The 17,406-nt window shown below is 46.8% G+C and carries 16 protein-coding genes; 8 read left to right on the top strand and 8 right to left on the bottom strand.

Features of this window, described 5'->3' with window-relative positions:
• The first annotated feature begins 10 nt into the window (after positions 1 to 10).
• On the top strand, positions 11 to 1,105 hold the full coding sequence (locus KVT36_RS19995) for a DUF3810 domain-containing protein (protein ID WP_368670035.1): 1,095 nt from the start codon (positions 11 to 13) through the stop codon (positions 1,103 to 1,105).
• On the opposite strand, the gene KVT36_RS19990 is transcribed toward KVT36_RS19995, so the two are convergent.
• Positions 1,106 to 2,053 (bottom strand): arginase, encoded by a 948-nt coding sequence (locus KVT36_RS19990; protein ID WP_217605228.1) that lies wholly within the window; start codon positions 2,051 to 2,053, stop codon positions 1,106 to 1,108.
• Between the two features lie 235 nt (positions 2,054 to 2,288).
• On the opposite strand from KVT36_RS19990, the gene KVT36_RS19985 reads away from it, so the two are divergent.
• Both KVT36_RS19985 and KVT36_RS19980 read left to right on the top strand, forming a co-directional pair.
• Positions 2,289 to 3,431, top strand: coding sequence for an acyl-CoA dehydrogenase (locus KVT36_RS19985; protein ID WP_217605227.1), 1,143 nt, complete (start codon positions 2,289 to 2,291; stop codon positions 3,429 to 3,431).
• 180 nt (positions 3,432 to 3,611) lie between these two features.
• Positions 3,612 to 4,283 carry a YggS family pyridoxal phosphate-dependent enzyme gene (locus KVT36_RS19980; RefSeq protein ID WP_217605226.1) on the top strand — a complete coding sequence of 224 codons (672 nt, stop codon included), beginning with the start codon at positions 3,612 to 3,614 and terminating at the stop codon, positions 4,281 to 4,283.
• 54 nt (positions 4,284 to 4,337) lie between these two features.
• Here KVT36_RS19980 and KVT36_RS19975 read toward each other — a convergent pair whose 3' ends face one another.
• Positions 4,338 to 4,961, bottom strand: coding sequence for a hypothetical protein (locus KVT36_RS19975; RefSeq protein WP_217605225.1), 624 nt, complete (start codon positions 4,959 to 4,961; stop codon positions 4,338 to 4,340).
• 52 nt (positions 4,962 to 5,013) lie between these two features.
• A complete protein-coding gene (locus tag KVT36_RS19970) occupies positions 5,014 to 5,208 on the bottom strand; it encodes a hypothetical protein (RefSeq protein ID WP_217605224.1) in 195 nt (64 codons plus the stop codon).
• A gap of 330 nt (positions 5,209 to 5,538) precedes the next feature.
• Between KVT36_RS19970 and KVT36_RS19965 the strand changes: the two genes are divergently transcribed.
• The 3 genes from KVT36_RS19965 to KVT36_RS19955 all read left to right on the top strand — a co-directional run bounded on the left by KVT36_RS19965 (position 5,539) and on the right by KVT36_RS19955 (position 8,514).
• Positions 5,539 to 6,786, top strand: coding sequence for a TlpA disulfide reductase family protein (locus KVT36_RS19965; RefSeq protein ID WP_217605223.1), 1,248 nt, complete (start codon positions 5,539 to 5,541; stop codon positions 6,784 to 6,786).
• A gap of 31 nt (positions 6,787 to 6,817) precedes the next feature.
• On the top strand, positions 6,818 to 8,092 hold the full coding sequence (locus tag KVT36_RS19960; RefSeq protein ID WP_217605222.1) for a serine hydrolase: 1,275 nt from the start codon (positions 6,818 to 6,820) through the stop codon (positions 8,090 to 8,092).
• A gap of 119 nt (positions 8,093 to 8,211) precedes the next feature.
• Entirely contained in the window at positions 8,212 to 8,514 is a 303-nt protein-coding gene (locus KVT36_RS19955) for a YtxH domain-containing protein (protein ID WP_217605221.1), read from the top strand.
• Positions 8,515 to 8,813: 299 nt separating this feature from the next.
• Here KVT36_RS19955 and KVT36_RS19950 read toward each other — a convergent pair whose 3' ends face one another.
• On the bottom strand, positions 8,814 to 9,431 hold the full coding sequence (locus KVT36_RS19950; RefSeq protein WP_217605220.1) for a hypothetical protein: 618 nt from the start codon (positions 9,429 to 9,431) through the stop codon (positions 8,814 to 8,816).
• A 5-nt stretch (positions 9,432 to 9,436) separates the two neighbouring features.
• Positions 9,437 to 10,177 (bottom strand): SRPBCC family protein, encoded by a 741-nt coding sequence (locus KVT36_RS19945; protein ID WP_217605219.1) that lies wholly within the window; start codon positions 10,175 to 10,177, stop codon positions 9,437 to 9,439.
• A gap of 253 nt (positions 10,178 to 10,430) precedes the next feature.
• Here KVT36_RS19945 and KVT36_RS19940 point away from each other — a divergent pair, with 253 nt between their 5' ends.
• Positions 10,431 to 10,820 (top strand): glyoxalase/bleomycin resistance/extradiol dioxygenase family protein, encoded by a 390-nt coding sequence (locus KVT36_RS19940; protein WP_217605218.1) that lies wholly within the window; start codon positions 10,431 to 10,433, stop codon positions 10,818 to 10,820.
• A gap of 323 nt (positions 10,821 to 11,143) precedes the next feature.
• Entirely contained in the window at positions 11,144 to 12,010 is an 867-nt protein-coding gene (locus KVT36_RS19935) for a DUF1080 domain-containing protein (RefSeq protein WP_217605217.1), read from the top strand.
• Between the two features lie 259 nt (positions 12,011 to 12,269).
• Here KVT36_RS19935 and KVT36_RS19930 read toward each other — a convergent pair whose 3' ends face one another.
• The 3 genes from KVT36_RS19930 to KVT36_RS19920 all read right to left on the bottom strand — a co-directional run bounded on the left by KVT36_RS19930 (position 12,270) and on the right by KVT36_RS19920 (position 17,173).
• Complete coding sequence (locus KVT36_RS19930; protein ID WP_217605216.1) at positions 12,270 to 14,030, bottom strand: DUF885 domain-containing protein; 1,761 nt, start codon at positions 14,028 to 14,030, stop codon at positions 12,270 to 12,272.
• A gap of 109 nt (positions 14,031 to 14,139) precedes the next feature.
• Entirely contained in the window at positions 14,140 to 16,104 is a 1,965-nt protein-coding gene (locus KVT36_RS19925) for a glycoside hydrolase family 97 protein (RefSeq protein ID WP_217605215.1), read from the bottom strand.
• A 613-nt stretch (positions 16,105 to 16,717) separates the two neighbouring features.
• Positions 16,718 to 17,173, bottom strand: coding sequence for a MauE/DoxX family redox-associated membrane protein (locus KVT36_RS19920; protein ID WP_217605214.1), 456 nt, complete (start codon positions 17,171 to 17,173; stop codon positions 16,718 to 16,720).
• Positions 17,174 to 17,406 lie beyond the last annotated feature (233 nt).

Raw genomic sequence — 17,406 nt, 5'->3', positions numbered from 1 at the left:
ATAGGTTATTATGGAAATAAAAGCTGCGATTAAAAGACCGGTTATGCGTATAGGTATGACCGTATTTTGCCTTTTGTTATTTAAGCTGCTGTTCTCGACCAGTACTGGTTTTACTTCATTCTATTTTCATAGGATATATGTTTGGATCAGTACATTCTTCAGACTCCTCATAGGATCAATACCCTTCAGTGTTGGCGATCTAATATATACAGGCTGGGTTATAGGTGGGGTCATTTTTTTGTTAAAATTATGTTATAATATCTTCCGTGGCCGCTGGCAGCAGACCGGCCTGCTATTGCTGAATGCCCTGGGATTCTTATTGGGCGTGTATTTCGCCTTCCTGTTGCTGTGGGGTTACAACTATCGCCGGCACTCACTAGCCGCAGATATGGGGCTGCCCATGCAGGTAAAACCCTATAATACCAACCAGTTATATAAGCTGGCCGATACGTTATTACAGCAGGTGAACCAGCAAAAGGCTGCTTTGGGCGATACCAGTGGTATTGCCGCCCCTGACCCGGACAGCGCCCGGCTGTTCCAGCGTGCAACCCTGGCCTACGAGCAGGCCGCTGTGAAATGGCCCTTACTGCGGTATAAGCGTCCTTCCATAAAAAAGCCTATTTATAGCCATTGGCTTAATTATATGGGCGTAACGGGTTATTTAAATCCCTTTACCAACGAGGCGCAGGTAAATACCACCACACCCGGGTTTACCCAGCCTTTTACCACCTGCCATGAAATAGCCCACCAGCTGGGCTATGCGCCGGAGGAAACCGCCAACTTTGTAGGTTACCTGGTAGCCGACCATTCGCCGGATATACGTTTCCGTTATGCCGCTAACCTGGAAATGTTTCTGTACAGCACCGGCCAGCTGGCCCGGCGCGATACAGCACTGGCCCGCCAGGTATGGAGCCGCGCAGTTCCCGGCATAAAAGCAGATTATAAATATGTAGTTGATTTTTACCGCTCCTTCCGCGGCCCGCTGGACGATTATTCCCAGCTGCTGTATGATCAATACCTGAAAGCCAACAAACAGGAAAAAGGCATTTACAGTTACAGTGAAGTAGTAGGCTGGCTGGTTGCGTATTTCAGGATCCCCGAATAATTAATTAACCATAAGCACATTCACACTCCGCTGAAGTATATTAAACGCAATCTCCGCCATCAGGTTCTCACGGTCCAGGGTGGGGTTTACTTCCGTTATTTCAAAACAGCAGATCTTGCGGTGTTGCATAAATTTGGCGATCAGGTCTTCCGCTTCCCTTTCCCGCAAACCATTGCTCACAGGGGTGCCGGTACCCTTGGAAATAGAAGCATCCAGGCTGTCTACGTCAAAAGAAATGTAGATGTAATCACAATCGCTCAGGTAGCGGAATACAGAGCGGGAAATATTCTCCGGCCCTTTGCGTCTTACCTCGCTGGTGGTGATCACCTTCATGCCGTATTTTTTGATCAGGTGGTCTTCTTCCTTTTCATAATCCCGCAGGGAAATGAACACAATATCTTCCGGCATTACCTTGGGCGATATTTTACCGATATTCTTAAGGGCACTCCACATTTTGGCGGTGTTATCGTCCAGCTCATGGGCTTTAAATTCAAGGTTGTCTTCTGCAATGGAGGCAGCCAGGGGCATCCCGTGCATGTTGCCGGAAGGGGTAGTGTAGGGGGTATGCAGGTCGGCATGGGCATCAATCCATATTACCCCCAGCTTGGCTTTGGGGTGCGCCATTTTAAGGCCTGCAATAGTGGCGCCGGCGGTGCTATGGTCACCGGATAATACTACCGGGAACCAGTTTGACTTTACCGTATCAAACACGCTTTTGCTGATGCGCTCATACATGTTATAGATCCCTTTGATCCTTTTGGCAAAAGGGGACTCTATGGGCTCAAATAACAGCTTGTTCTCAGTTTCTATTATTTCGGACGGAAAGTGTACAAAGAAATTGCTCATGAAGTCCAGCGCCGCAATCTTGATAGCATCTATTCCCAGGCTGGCGCCACGTGTACCTGCGCCTATTTCCGATTTAACCTCAATGATCTTGATGTTCTTCATATGCGGCAATCTACAGGTTTTTAACCGATCACGATTATCAATTATTTGTTATGCTTTATAGCAAGCGGGCTGAAAAACTGAACCAATTCCAATAAGAATGCATGCTTATAAGAATTTCTTCAACGTTTACGAAGGAATAATGGATAACATTGAATTCTTTGCAGATGAGCGGGCGAAGAGCATACATCAGTATATTTGCTGATTAGCCTACATACATCAAAACCACGCATTACTTATGAATTACGAATTAACAGAAGAGCATTTAATGATACAAAAGGCCGCCCGGGATTTTGCCGTGAACGAGCTGTTACCAGGGGTAATAGAGCGCGACGAAAAACAGAAATTTCCGGCCGAACAGATTAAAAAGCTGGGCGAGCTGGGATTTTTAGGCATGATGGTAGACCCAAAATACGGGGGCGCCGGTCTGGATACCATTTCCTACGTGCTGGCCATGGAGGAGATCTCCAAGATAGATGCATCCACTTCTGTTTGTATGAGCGTAAATAACTCCCTGGTATGCTGGGGGCTGGAAACTTACGCCGACGAAGCGCAAAAACAAAAATACCTGGTGCCATTGGCTAAAGGCGAAGTTATCGGCGCTTTTTTACTGAGTGAACCGGAAGCCGGTTCTGATGCTACTTCCCAGCGCACTACTGCGGAAGATAAGGGAGACCACTACCTGCTGAATGGTACCAAGAACTGGATTACGAATGGTAACTCTGCCAGCACTTACCTGGTTATAGCCCAAACCCATCCTGAAAAAGGCAGCAAAGGCATTAATGCGCTGATCGTAGAAAAAAGCTGGCCCGGGGTAACCATAGGCGCTAAAGAGAACAAGCTGGGCATCCGCGGCAGCGATACGCACAGCATTATGTTCCAGGATGTAAAAGTGCCCAAGGAAAACCGTATTGGCGAAGATGGTTTTGGGTTTAAGTTTGCCATGAAAACGCTGTCCGGCGGCCGCATTGGTATTGCATCCCAGGCATTGGGCATTGCCAGTGGCGCATTTGAGCTGGCTTTAAAATATTCCAGGGAAAGAAAAGCTTTCGGGAAAGAAATTTCCCAGCACCAGGCCATCCAGTTTAAGCTGGCAGATATGGCTACCCAGATAGAAGCCGCCCGCCTGTTATGCCTGAAAGCCGCCTGGCAAAAAGATAACCACCAGGACTACACGCTAAGCGCTTCTATGGCCAAGGTATTTGCTTCTGAAACCGCTATGTGGGTAACTACCGAAGCAGTGCAGGTGCACGGCGGCTACGGGTATGTAAAAGAATACCATGTGGAGCGCATGATGCGCGATGCCAAGATCACCCAGATCTATGAAGGTACTTCTGAAGTGCAAAGGATTGTGATCAGCAGATCGATATTGAATGCGTAGTCCATGGCCGATGGTCCATAGTCCATTGCATAGTACGCGTTTGTAGGTATTGTAAGTATATGTAAAAGAGCATGCGCTATAAGCCATGCTCTTTTGCTTTTCCATGAACTACTATTTTCCACGCACCAGGCCATGGACTATGGACCATTGGCCATGGACTTTTTTTTTACCTTTGCCCTCATGTCCATCAATTTACCCGCTTATCAACAGGTGCAGGCCACTTTACAACCGTATGGCGCCCGGCTGGTAGCCGTTTCAAAGATCAAACCCGTAGCAGATATCCAGGCGCTGTACAATGCCGGCCAGCGTGCTTTTGGCGAGAATTACGTACAGGAGCTGGTGCAAAAGCAGCCGGAGCTCCCGGCTGATGTAGAATGGCATTTCATTGGCCACCTGCAAAGCAACAAGGTAAAATACATTGCGCCTTTTGTAAGTATGATCCATGCAGTGGATAGTTTTAAACTGTTGCAGGAGATCAGTAATCAGGCAGCTAAAAATAACCGCACCATTGATTGTTTATTACAGATGCACATTGCGGAAGAAGAAACCAAGTTCGGGCTGGATGCCGCAGAGCTGGAAGCCCTGTTACAACAATGGCAGCAGCAGGCATTACCCAACATCCGTATAACCGGCCTGATGGGCATGGCCACCAATACGGATAATGAAGCCCAGATCCTCAAAGAATTTCAGCGGCTGAAAGCATTGCACACCCGCATAAAAGAACATTATTTTCCAGACCAGGATTATTTCCGGGAGCTATCCATTGGCATGAGCGGCGATTACCTGCTGGCGCTGCAGGCTGGCAGCACTTTGGTGCGCATCGGGAGTTTGTTGTTTGGGGCCAGGGGGTAAATGGTAGATGAGCAGATGGGGTCGAAATGCATATTCAGATACTTAAAGAAACATCTACTTTGGCCATTGCACCAATCTTCTTGGAATGAAAAAGCCCTTGATGCAGTTGGGATTTCTGATACATATCTGAACATGGGTCTTATCGTTAAATCCGGCACCTTCATAGAGAGGGGCTCCTTCTATAAATATACCTCTAACGGTATCAAAAGGCGGTTGATTGGTATCCGCAACAATTTTATGTACATTCTTTATGACCGCACAGTCAAGCATTCTGATAATGTTATCGGCAGCATTATTTACGCCAGTAGGATTATGATTTATTGGTAGTTTAGCTTTTTCACTTTTTACAGATTCCTTTAAGCTCGCAAAGGAAAGTTGTACCAGATCAATAAACTTTTTATCGGCTAAATCCAGGCAGTTGCCCAGGCTAAAGACCGCTCCTAAAACAGCCGGTTTGGGAATCTTGAGGTTTACTGGTGGATTTGTGGCAAAATGCATGGCACGGTCATAATTATTTTGCCAGAAATACATACCCTCTCCTAACCAATCCCACTTATTTTTACTAGATCGAAGCATAGTCTGATGCATAACGATCTTGTCTCTAACATCCTGATCACATCCATGAAATCCTATGATTAATCCGGGGTCGGAAGAATACAATAATTCTGAGGCTGACATTTAAAAAAGGTGATTGGTTCGCGGAATATACTATGATGACTACGAGAGAGAATTACCTGGCTGCGACTTTCCTTGGGGCAACTTTTTTAACAACACGGCTAACATGACTATCATTACCATCTTTAATAATGATATCACGAATGCCCAGGTCATTAATTAGCTTCGTTGCTTCTGCAGGGGAAGATGCAACGCGCTTTCTTTGAGCGATAAGTGCTTTGCGGATAATATTATAAGAAGCATGTGTCATACACACAAATATACCCTCAAATGAGCTTTTTATTGGTATTTTGTTTTATCTTATATTAATTATTTGATAATCAATTTACTTTAAATTAAAATAAATCCTTGTCGACTGCTCATTTTTTGGAGCTATCTCCATATTTGTATCTCTCTTTACATACTTTACTTCCTATCCCGTTTATCTGCTTCTGTTCATCCACATATCAGCCTTTCCCCATCCTTACATTTAACCTTCTATCCATTTCACCCGTATATCTGCACATTTGCATACCAGATCATTTACCTATGTCCGCACATTTTCCTACATTTGTCTACTAATCTGATAGAATAACTGGCTATGATAAAGTTACCATCCTTCCTTGCTTACCTATGCTGCACCCTGGTCACTGTATTATCCGCCCATGCACAGCAGCCTTTTGCTGAGGGTACCTGGCAGGCACGCCTGCACCGGGCCGATGGGGCCGATATTGTATTTAACGTGGAAGCAGCCGAAAAAGACGGCCGCAAAGTGCTGTATGTGCTCAATGCCGGCGATCGTTTACTCGTAGATGATATCCAGGTACAGCAGGATTCTATCTTTATCAAAATGCCTTTTTTCGATTCTGAGTTCCGGGCCGCCCTTCAGCCAAACGGGGAATTAAAAGGACGCTGGATCCGCCATCTGCCCAACCAGGACGTAAGTATTCCCTTTACCGCCGCTCCCGGTGTAAAAGAGCGCTTTACCCAGCACCAGCCGGCCAAAGGCAATGTAAGCGGGCGTTGGGCCACTAATTTCCTGGTACCCGGTAAAAGCGACAGCTCCTTTGCAGTAGGGGAGTTTAAGCAGAATGGCAATAAAGTGACCGGCACCTTCTTAACACCCACTGGCGATTACCGTTTCCTGGAAGGCATCCTGGATGGGGATACGTTAAAGCTCTCCACCTTTGATGGTTCTCATGCCTATTATTTCACGGCCCATCTTACAGATCAAAATACTTTGGAGCAGGGCGTATTTTATGCAGGCATTGGTAGCGGCAAAGAAACCTGGGCTGCCCGTAAAGATGCAGCAGCGGCCCTGCCCGACGAAACCAAGCTGGCAACCGTAAAACCCGGGCAGTCCAAACTGGATTTCTCTTTTCCCGATCTCAATAGCAAACCTGTTAGCATTAACGATGCCCGCTTTAAGAACAAAGTAGTGGTTATTACCATCATGGGCTCCTGGTGCCCTAACTGTATGGATGAAACAGGTTTTCTTTCCAAATGGTATGAGGAAAATAAACAACGCGGGGTAGAGGTAATAGGCCTGGCCTATGAACGTACTACGGATTTTGAAAAGTCGAAAAAAGCATTGTCCGGTTTCCTGAAACGTTTTGATGTGCAATACCCGGTGCTTATTACCGGCGTTACCACCTCCGATCCGCAAAGAACGGAAAAAACACTGCCGCAGCTCACCGCTATCAAAGGTTTCCCGACTACTATTTTTGTAGATAAGCAGGGCCGTGTAAAAGAAGTGCATACCGGTTTTTCAGGCCCCGGTACCGGCGAACATTACGAAGAGTTTAAGACTGATTTCAATAACCTCATAGATAAAATGTTGAAAGAGTAGTATATTCCGTGTAATACTAAACGTTACACGGATGAAGAAACTATTGCTTCTGTTAGCCGCCTGCGGGTGGCTAACATTACCGTCCTTTGCGCAAAGCCATCCCCAGAAATTTACAACAGCAGCCAATGCACATGCAGCGGGGTTTTCCGCAGACCGTTTAAAAAGAATAGACAGTTTTTTGCAGGCCACTGTTAGCAAAGGACTGGCGCCCAATGCGGTTACTTTCATTGCCCGCAACGGGCAGATCGTGCATTATAAGGCATTTGGCTACAGCAACCTGGAGCAGCATAAGCTGCTGCAGAAAGACGCCATTTTCCGCATTGCTTCCCAAACAAAACTGATCACTACCATTGCGCTGATGATGTTGTATGAGGAAGGTAAGTTCTTCCTGGATGATCCGCTGTCAAAATATATCCCGGAGTTTACGGATGCAAAAGTGCTGGTAAGCTATAACAGGGAAAAGAGTACCTATGAAACACGGCCTGCTGCAACCCCGCCGACTATACGTCATTTACTGTCACATACCGCCGGTATCCCTTATGAGCATCCGCTGGATAGCCTGTTGTTTGGGGGGAAGCTGCCGGGCCTTAACTCTCTGAAGAATGACAAGCTGGAAGACGTGGTGAAGAAAATAGCCCGCCGTCCGCTGCTGCATGATCCCGGCGCAGCGTTCACCTACGGTATGAGCATAGATATTGCCGGCCGCCTGGTGGAGATCTTTTCCGGTATGAGCCTGTCTGACTTTTTTCAGCAGCGCATCTTCAAACCTTTGGGCATGGAGGATTCCTATTTTTACCTGCCACCCGCCAAAGCCAACCGGCTGGTGGAGCTGTATGCGCTGCCTTCGCTGGATAGTGCCTTAAAGCTAAGCGATAATCTTTCCAACAGAACCTTTGCCACCAGCGGCGCACAAACCCTGTACCTGGGTGGTGCCGGATCAGTAGGTACTATTGCGGATTATGCAAAGTTGTGCCAGCTGATCTTAAATGGCGGTACATTCAACGGTGTGCGTCTTTTAAGCCGCAAAACTGTGGATTTAATGACCCGTAACCAGATCGGCAATAACCTGGTATGGGACCGCAATGACAAGTTTGGCCTGGGTTTACAGATCATTACAGCAGATACCCATTATGGCGATCAGGCCTCTCCCGGATCCCTTACCTGGGGCGGCGCTTATTGTTCTGAATACACGATCGATCCAAAGGAAAACCTTATCCTGCTGGTGTATACCAATGTATTGCCCTACGCCTACTACGGCGAGTTTGTGCGCAAATTCAGGATCCTCACGTATCAGGCAATCGATTAAATGAAGGAGTAAGCAGGTTTTTAACTTGGCCTGATATTTGAAAAATCCTGTACAGACAACGATCTGCACAGGATCACCATTTATTTGGTACTATTAGTTAAACCTTAAAATAAATTCATATGAGCACAAAATTCTTATCAGGTGCGCTGGCCGGTTTAGCCACAGGTGTATTGGTAGGATTGCTGGTAGCTCCAGACAGTGGAGAAGAAACCAGGAAAAAGATCCGTTATACAACTGGTAACTGGCGTTATAAGTTCGGCCGTTTAGTAGGAAAGGGCTCTGATGATCTGGCTGAGTTGAAAAGGGTGTTTGAACATGAAGTAACCGGTTTAAAAGATGATGTACGCGAACGGATCTTACGATTAATAGACGAAAGCAAAACCTCTTACGATAAATTCAAGAATGAAGTACAAAATAGCTGATGGCAAGCAGCACTGTTAAATGATTCCTTCGTTTATTCCGGGAGATCGAATGTATCTCCTGGAATGATCAGGGAGCATCCCCGCGAACATCCACGTTAAATATTATAACATCCCCCCAATAATACAGATCATATACCAAAACAATTTTTCCATTAGCATACCGTGGTCTTGCAGAGTGTAGAATTTTACGCCTTCAGTGGAATTTCCCGGGCCTGTAATAGCTCCTGGGAATAACAGATCACATCATAAAAGCCCTTGCAGGTTTAACTTGCAAGGGCTTTTGTTATTGCAGTACTCCATTATTTTAGCAGGCCCTTTACAAGCGCCTTCCACTGCGGTTTTGAGAACCCCATGGCTGCCGTTAAAGCTACCATCCAATTCCTTATCTTATCTAAAAGATCATCCGGTTGTTCATTGGGTTTTTCATTGCGCCCGTACACACTGGCTTTAATACTATTGCCAACGCGTTCAATCACAAAGGAGCTGGTAGCTTCCGGGTTATAAAAATGCGCTACCTTACCTTGCGGCTGCCGGGGATTACCGGAAGGCCTTACACGCAGTGCCACATAAGCACAATTACCGGAGCGCGTGCTCCGGTCTTCTATCTTTTCGATCTCTACCCAGTCATACCCGTTCCCGTCCTTGCTGCCAGGTCCGGGCAGGTCTATGCGTATATGATCGCCTTCCTCCGCTTTATGTTGCAGCACATGCCCCTGGCGGTCGGTTAACGTAAAATTAGCAGAAAGTGAACCTCCCAGCTGATGCCAGTGGTTCACTTCCAGTAATCGTTCTTTTGCAATATTAAAGCGTTGTATACATGCTTCCACAGTTGGGCATGTAATGGCATATTCCGTATTATGTTTGCTGCCGGTATGCTGCGGTGGAACTGTTCTGTTACCGGTTTCCACTTGTTTCATAACGGTTATTTTTCATCATTTACCACCACACCGGTTTCCATGAAATGTTTAAAACGTTGAATATCTTCCTGTACAATGCGTTCAAAAGCGGAGTTCAGCAGCCAGGCCAGACCGGTACCTACATGGCCGGCAGGCGGGCGGTAGGTGATCATGATCTTCATAGCTGTGCCGCCATTAGGGGTATCTTCAAAAGTTACACGGCCTGCAGTAGCTACCTGCGATCCTGTAATGGAACGCCAGCCCAGTAAAGTGCCCGGTTCTTCCTTAACGATCTCCGCTTCCCATTCCAGGGTACCTACACCACCAGGGCCGCGGGCTATCCAGCGGGAGTGGGTGCTATCCCTTTCGTCCACCTGCTCAAGGTGACGCATAAACAGGGGCAGGTTGCCCAGCTGGCGCCAGAAAGCATATACTTCTTCCCGGGGTTTGTTGATGATCATGGAGCTGCGGATATTAATGGCAGTGCTATGCCGGGCCGTGCGCTGTTCAATGGCTGCAGTAACCGGACAGTTACCGGATAAACCGCGGTATAGCAGGTAACCGCCTACTGCTAACCGGGCTAAACTTTTTATTGGGTGTTTGCCCATGCTGCCAATAGCGGCGCTGGCAATCAGTGAACCTGCAACAATAGATGCTATTCGTCCTTCCTTGCTTACATTGAGTATGTTACTGTGGTCGTATAAAGGCCCTGCGCTGGGAGCCTCGTGCTGGCTATTGCCATTCAGTAATGTGTTATAAGAATTCATGGTAAGAACATTTTGATTATGAATACCTTACAGCTAAAACCTTGCTGTTTTAGAGGTGTGGGTTTAAAGGATTGTATATCAATAAATTGTATGGATAAAACGGTTGGCTGTTGTGGAATTAATCATACCCAGTGTAGAAAAAAATACAAACCATTTTCATCCGGATATTCCTGTCAGCTATGTCTGTAGCCGTCTATCTTTTTACCCGCATTCTTCTTCCGATGTTTCGTTAACTTTAGTAAAACCGCTTTTTATGTCCACTTATAAGCCTGCTGGTTTCAGTGCCCTGACCACCTATTTGTCTGTTAAAGAATCTGAGCAGTTTGTGATCTTCCTCAAAGCAGCTTTTAATGCCGATCGTGAACAGGTGTATAAAGACGATGAAGGACGGGTCATGCATGCGCATATTTATATTGATGATGCTATCCTGGAGTTTGCGGAAGCGCGCCCGGAGTATCCGTCCATGCCTACTTCTTTTCACCTGTATGTACCGGATGTAGATGCCACCCATGAGCAGGCCATTGCCGCCGGCGCCACGGCTACTGCGGAGCCGGTGGATCAGCCTTATGGTGAGCGCAGCAGCGCCATTCGTGATGCCTGGGGTAACAACTGGTACATTGCTACCTATACCGGCAAGATGTAGTTACTGTTATTTTAGTTTGTGCTTTGCAGGTCCAACCCCGTACTGTGCCCGCCTGTGTGGATGTCGCTTAGCTGTGTCATAATTATTCCCTAACCTTTGGAAAATATCCAGGGGGATGAGTATATTGTAAGCGAAAATTCCACTTATTGATTAGTTGTATCCATGACATTTAAAGGGTGCTTATAATCCGCCAGTTTTCAGGGCAGGCAATGAAGGTGGAGCATTCAATCACTTATAATTATTTCAACGGTATTCCCCGTTTTTCGCGGGATCGTAATTGATAATTCGTAAATCGTAATTGATAATTCGTAATTAACTAACTTATGCAAAAACTCTTCCTCGCACTTTTTATCCTTCTTGGCTTTGGCTGTCAGGCACAACAAAAAGCTGCTAAGCTGCCTGGTAAATGGATCCAGCTGTTTAATGGCAAAGATTTAAAGGATTGGGATATTAAGATCGCCAAACATGAGCTGAACGATAATTTCGGGAAAACGTTTCGGGTAGAAAATGGATTACTGAAAGTGCGTTATGATGGCTACAGCAATTTCGATGACCAGTTCGGGCATATCTTTTATAAAAAGAAATTCAGTGCTTACCTGTTGGTGATGGAGTACCGTTTTGTGGAACAGCAGGTGCCGGGCGGGCCGGGATGGGCCATCCGGAATAACGGCGCTATGATCCATTCCCAGGCAGCTGCCACTATGGGTAAGGACCAGGATTTTCCTGTTTCTTTAGAAGTGCAGCTGTTAGGCGGTAATGGTACTGATCCGCGCAGCACAGGCAACCTGTGTACACCCGGTACTAATGTTGTTATGAATGGTAAGCTTATCACCGATCACTGTATTACCTCTACCTCTAAAACCTATCATGGCGAGCAGTGGGTAAGGGTATCAGCGCTGGTGCTCCGCGATTCCGTGATCAAACATATTGTGGAAGGCGATACTGTGCTTACCTATACACAGCCCCAGATTGGCGGCGGCCAGGTAAGCAATTACGATCCTGCTGTCAAACAGGATGGAAAGCTGCTAAAAGAGGGATACATCGCCTTACAGGGCGAAAGCGCGCCTACAGATTTCCGCAAGATAGCTGTGTTTGACCTGGAGCCTTATATGAACGACCCGGTAAAACTGAACCAGGTGATACATATGCTGCAGGAAAGCACTAAACCCACCACGAAGAAACAGGAGTAACCGGTGCTGGTTGTATCATACCATGCGGTGGATGCGGAGGCCTTGGCGGACGAGGTGGTTTAGGCGGCGTTGCACAACTGGCTATAATAAGCGGTGCAAAAAGCAGCAGTGAAAAAATATTATGCCGTTTCATACTCATCGTTTCCCCTGGTAATACAAATACGGTACCAAGGTGAAGGGCCACAGATAAGGCCGGCATATAAAAAGGGGAATGCAATTTATACGGCTGCATTCCCCTTTTTTATATTCGTTTAAGTGATTAATCCAGCATCAGCTGGCGTATATACTTCACCGGTGCATTACCATAACTCAGGAACTTTTCATTAAACTCCTTCAGGTTAAATTTGCTGCCCAGTTTTTCCTGGTAAGCATGGCGCAGGTCAATGATCTCTTTAAAGCCGGTGTAATAGCTGGTCAGCTGTACGCTGGTTACGCTCACCCGTTTCCATTTACCCTCTGCTTCTGCCTGCTGCTGAAAGGCTTGTTGGGTAAGCAGCTGTATGGCACCTTCCTTACTCATATCTTTTACATGCACGCTGTAATCCAATATGGTGTTGCAAACGGTGCGCAGGATCCATTTATACCACATCAGCCACATTTCAGGCGCGTTGTTACCATAGCCATTTTCCAGCATCATCTGTTCGGTATACACTGCCCATCCTTCTATCATAGCGCCGTTAGACAATAATGATTTAATCAGGCTGGGGGATTTGTTGGCATGTACCAGCTGCGTGTAATGGCCGGGAATGGCTTCATGTATGTTCAGGATCTGGAGAATATACTGGTTGTATTCCCGCAAAAAGCTTTCTGCTTTGGGTGCAGGCCATCCTTCCAGGCTGCCTACATTATAATAGGTGTTGCCGCCCTTATCATAGGGACCGGGTGCGCTGATGGAGGCGCCGGCCACGCCAGCCATATAACCGGGCTCTTTACGGACTTTCAGCGGTTTGCTGGGGTCCATGTACAGCAAGTCCTTTTCCTTGATGAAAGCTGTAAGCGTGGGCAGCTGCTTTTCAATAGACTGCTGAAATTCCGCCGGTTTTGCATGCTGTATGGAAAGTGTATCTATCATGCGTTTTATCAGCACCAGGGAATCTGTTGGCACTGGCGCATTACCGAAATATTTGGGCCACAGCTGCCGGCTAATGCGGGCCATTTCACCATGCACCCAGGCTTTGCGCACCATAGCAGAATCATAGATCTGCTCAGCGCTGTACATGGATTGTATGTTGAATTTGAATTTATTCTCGTACAGATCTTTCCCTAAACGAAAACTGCGCGGATGCTCTACTTTCAGGGCTTTCAGCCAGGCGGCAAAATCCTTCATAGCAGCAGCGGCTGTTTTTGCGCGTGCTAACAGCTGCTTTTTTTCATCGGCAGCCAAACCGCTTTTTTGCAGGGAATCGGCCAGATCTTTTTCAAAGATGGAAAGGCCGCCCAGGTTCTGGTCCTGCGCCAGGCCGGTAAGCTCCGGTACCGGGTCTTTGATCTGTTGTTTAGCCGCGGCATAGTAAGCCGGTACATTGTTTAAGCGGCTGTAAAAGCTGCGCAGGCGGGTATCCAGCGGTGCGTAAGTTTCATTGAGTATGGTAGCAAAAGTGTTGCTCACATTATAATTGGAGGGATCCCATTCCTGTGTTTTAGCCGTTGTAAGGTCCCATTTACGCTGTGCCAGCTGATTGCGGATCAGGTAATAGTCTATCAGCAGCGCGCTGCTTAGCTTACTGGTATCGTAGGTTTGCAGGGAATCCTGTTGTTGATGTAAAAAGGCCAGCTCATTTTGCTGGGAGGCCGCATCCGGTATCACCAGCACACTGTCGTATTTGTGATAACCTACACCGGTAGCCCAGTCGGGCGATATTTTCCATAGGGCCTCAATGAAATGATCCTCATACTGGCGAAAGGCAGCGCTTTGCGTAGTGTCTTTATTACTATCGCCTGCGCCGGGCTCTTTTTGTCCCTGGTTACAGGCCGCCAGCAGGCCGGCCAGGGACAGGGAATAGATCAGGTGTTTGTACATGTGTTTTAGGCTTAATGCTGAATGCTTAACGCTGATTGCGTTGTGTTGTTGTCGTTAGGCATTAAACGTTTTGTATGACGATTTGTTTGTGAGCTTTAGCGTTTCGCGTTTAGCGTTCGGCCTTCAGCGTTCCTAGCCATCCCCCGCCTTTGCTCATTTGCACGGTTAGCTTATCGGCGGAAGTTACGGTTTGTTTATGGAACCGGTAGTCAGCAGCATGTTCGTCGGCATTTATGCCGTCCTGAACGGCTTCCAGCTGGTAGCTGCCACTGCCCAGGAAACTAAGATCCAGGTCCAGCTTGCGGGCATCCCAGTTGGTCATGGCGCCAATGTACCAGGTATCGCCCTTTTTACGGGCAATGGCCACATATTCACCAGCCTTACCCTGGAGGGCTATGGTAGTGTCCCAGGTGGTGGGCACCTGCGCAATGAATTGCGTGTATTCCGGCTCCTTCAGGTAGTTGGAAGGATTGTCGCACAGCATCTGCAACGGAGCGTCATACACCACGTACATAGCAGCCTGGTGGCAGCGGGTGCCCTGGCTCATGGGTTCAGAAAATACATGGCGAAAGTTGTCCTTATTGGCATTGATCATGGCGCCGGGCGTATAATCTATCGGGCCGGCCACCATACGGGTAAAGGGCAGGGTTACATCATGGCCGGGTGTTATTTCATCACCGCCTTTGCTGTTCTCCAGTCCTTTCACGCCTTCGTAGTTGATTACGTTAGGGTATTTGCGGTTCAGGCCAGATGGTTTGTAGGCGCCATGAAAGTCCACCAGCATTTGCCGTTTGGCACATTCCTGTGCTGTACGTTCATAAAAGTTCACCATCCATTGGTCACCGCGCTGCATAAAGTCTACTTTAATGCCTTTAACCCCCCAGGAGGCGTAGAGGTCCAGTGCCTCGGTCATATGCTCATCAAGGGCATTCCATAGCACCCAGAGTATAATGCCTACATTCTTGCTTTTGGCATAGCTGAGCAGCTCAGGCATATCCAGCTGCGGGGTGGAGTGGAGGATGTCCAGCGTGGTGCGGGTCCAGCCTTCATCCAGTATAATATATTCCAGGCCGTATTTAGCGGCAAAATCCACATAGTATTTATAGGTAGCGGTGTTAATGCCGGCCCGGAAATCCACGTTGTAAATGTTGTTGGCATTCCACCAGTCCCAGGATACTTTGCCGGGTTTTATCCAGCTGGTATTTTGCAGAACATTGGGCGTGGAAAGCTTGTACACCAGCTCATTTTCCAGCAGGCCTTTATCATCCGGGCTAATAATCAGCGTGCGCCAGGGAAAGCTGCGGGTACCGCTGGTTTTTACAATGTAATCAGCGTTCTGCAGGATTTTGGTACTCCGGTCGCCATGCAGCTCTTCTTTCAGGATCACCGGCGGAAATTGTGCTTTCAGCGCATTGCCGTTGGTACCGAACAGGAACTGGTTGGGATAGTCGTGCAGGTCGGCTTCCGTGATCATCACCTTAGTGCCTTTGGTAGTGCTCAGGTAAATGGGCAGGCCGGCATACAGCTTATCGGAGATCTGGGCTATGCTGGTATCTTTAAATCCATATTCATAATGGCTCTGGAAGGTGGGGGACACATGGCCATCAATTGGCCACCAGCTTCTGTCGTTTTCCGGCAGCTGGTATTGGATCGGCTCATTTTTTACGGTGATCTCCTTTCCCAGGGCCGTTTCAAAACGGTAAGCCACGCCATCGTTATAGGCGCGGAAACATACGGTATAATTGCCTTTAAAGTTCAGGCGCAGCTCATTATACTGTTCCGGTATGTGCGCCTGTTTTACAGGTACTACAGCGTCTATCACGCTATTTACCGTATTGCGCTGCTGTTTTTTCAGCACGGGCGTTTGTCCCAGTACCGGGCCATTGGCCAGCTCCATACTAATGGTGCTGGGCAGCAGCAGGGTTTCATTATTATACGTTACAGACCATTGCAGGGTATTGGTAACCTGTACCTTAACGGCTATCTTCTTATCCGGCGAGGTGAGGTCGTAATCGGTAGCGCGGCTGATGACGGGTGCTAATAGCAGGCAGATGCCTGGAAGGAGTTTATTCATGCATGCGGAAGTTTAATGGGGTGCAAAATAGTGAGGGATCGGGAAAAATGGTAGCATTGTTTTGATAAAGGGTAGGCAGGAATTAGCAAGGGGGGGAGCATCTCAGATTTTTTTAATGCACGTTTCCTGGTAAACGCTTCTTAAAAACAGTTTGAACGTTAGTTTCTAAAGTACCCTGGTCAATATCATACTTTGGGGCAAAATAGACCTATTGACCCTGGGTATAACTGCATAAGTGCTTTTTTCATACGGAAGTGAAGTAGGTAAATGTGGAACAGCTTATACAAGAGCATTTGGTTAAATAATTCCAAAACTATATTTCTGATATTCTACGTTTGCCCAGGTAGCAATATGATGTTTAAGCCTTTGTAGAATGGTAGCCGGCTGTGAAGGTGAGTTTATTTTGAGGATCAAATTGACATTTTCTCTCATAATGAATAGTCATTGAGGACTATTGCTTGTTGGTGTAGGAATAGCTGGGGCCTCAACAGTTTTAATGAGAATAACTACAGGTCTATTGGTGGTGGATTAACCTATTGCAAATTAAAATGGGACTGCGGTATTATAGCGTTATGATACTTGAACGTATTAGCCAGTGAAGAATATAAAAGTGTCACATAGATGCAATGTTGTGAGTGGTATTGTTTAAGTCTTGTTCTTTGGAACGTTTTTTCTCCAGGATGGCGCCTGTCAATGCTAAAACAGTCATGATACTATTGAAGACAATATGCTGGCCCCAGCTCATTTCCTGTAATACACCGCCACAACTACAGGGCAGCTCTTTACTGAAGCTTACAATCGTAATTACATAACCTGTAAATGCCAGCATTAGTATAAAAGAGGCATATAATCCCCATAACCGCCATGCTGGGATAAATAGCAGAACGGCTACTGCAAACTCTGCCAGTGGTATTGCCCAGGCAATAAATGGGGCAATGGGATGTAAAATAGGGGAGGCGCCAATTTGTTCTCTGAAGATGGTGTACTCCATCAGTTTACTTATACCGGTGTATAAGAATAGCACTACCAGGAGCAGTGCAACAATGGAAGGAATGGTTCTTTTGAGCATAATCGAATATAAGGAAGCCTTAAAAATTACCGTAGTCAATTCGGATCTTTTAGAGTAGCAATTTAGGCCACGATAAGCTGCTTTCCCCATAATATAAATAATCTTGCTGCAGTAAAATTGCAGGTGTAAATTCTTATCGTTCCTCTCTTATTATTACTTTTTACTTCTTAAATTACAGCGCCGGCTAAAGAATAACCCCGTATGTATGCGGGAACCATTAAAGGACCTCTTAT

Origin of the sequence: Chitinophaga sp. GbtcB8 (assembly GCF_019091455.1) — a bacterium.
GTDB lineage: Bacteria > Bacteroidota > Bacteroidia > Chitinophagales > Chitinophagaceae > Chitinophaga.
Note: the sequence above shows the minus strand (reverse complement) of the source record. Positions and strands in the feature narration are given on the sequence as shown.

Excerpts from the sequence above, each read along its gene's own strand:
- KVT36_RS19995 (WP_368670035.1), top strand. The coding sequence starts at position 11 with ATGGAAATAAAAGCTGCGATTAAAAGACCGGTTATGCGTATAGGTATG.
- KVT36_RS19990 (WP_217605228.1), bottom strand. The coding sequence starts at position 2,053 with ATGAAGAACATCAAGATCATTGAGGTTAAATCGGAAATAGGCGCAGGT.
- KVT36_RS19985 (WP_217605227.1), top strand. The coding sequence starts at position 2,289 with ATGAATTACGAATTAACAGAAGAGCATTTAATGATACAAAAGGCCGCC.
- KVT36_RS19980 (WP_217605226.1), top strand. The coding sequence starts at position 3,612 with ATGTCCATCAATTTACCCGCTTATCAACAGGTGCAGGCCACTTTACAA.
- KVT36_RS19975 (WP_217605225.1), bottom strand. The coding sequence starts at position 4,961 with ATGTCAGCCTCAGAATTATTGTATTCTTCCGACCCCGGATTAATCATA.
- KVT36_RS19970 (WP_217605224.1), bottom strand. The coding sequence starts at position 5,208 with ATGACACATGCTTCTTATAATATTATCCGCAAAGCACTTATCGCTCAA.
- KVT36_RS19965 (WP_217605223.1), top strand. The coding sequence starts at position 5,539 with ATGATAAAGTTACCATCCTTCCTTGCTTACCTATGCTGCACCCTGGTC.
- KVT36_RS19960 (WP_217605222.1), top strand. The coding sequence starts at position 6,818 with ATGAAGAAACTATTGCTTCTGTTAGCCGCCTGCGGGTGGCTAACATTA.
- KVT36_RS19955 (WP_217605221.1), top strand. The coding sequence starts at position 8,212 with ATGAGCACAAAATTCTTATCAGGTGCGCTGGCCGGTTTAGCCACAGGT.
- KVT36_RS19950 (WP_217605220.1), bottom strand. The coding sequence starts at position 9,431 with ATGAAACAAGTGGAAACCGGTAACAGAACAGTTCCACCGCAGCATACC.
- KVT36_RS19945 (WP_217605219.1), bottom strand. The coding sequence starts at position 10,177 with ATGAATTCTTATAACACATTACTGAATGGCAATAGCCAGCACGAGGCT.
- KVT36_RS19940 (WP_217605218.1), top strand. The coding sequence starts at position 10,431 with ATGTCCACTTATAAGCCTGCTGGTTTCAGTGCCCTGACCACCTATTTG.
- KVT36_RS19935 (WP_217605217.1), top strand. The coding sequence starts at position 11,144 with ATGCAAAAACTCTTCCTCGCACTTTTTATCCTTCTTGGCTTTGGCTGT.
- KVT36_RS19930 (WP_217605216.1), bottom strand. The coding sequence starts at position 14,030 with ATGTACAAACACCTGATCTATTCCCTGTCCCTGGCCGGCCTGCTGGCG.
- KVT36_RS19925 (WP_217605215.1), bottom strand. The coding sequence starts at position 16,104 with ATGAATAAACTCCTTCCAGGCATCTGCCTGCTATTAGCACCCGTCATC.
- KVT36_RS19920 (WP_217605214.1), bottom strand. The coding sequence starts at position 17,173 with ATGCTCAAAAGAACCATTCCTTCCATTGTTGCACTGCTCCTGGTAGTG.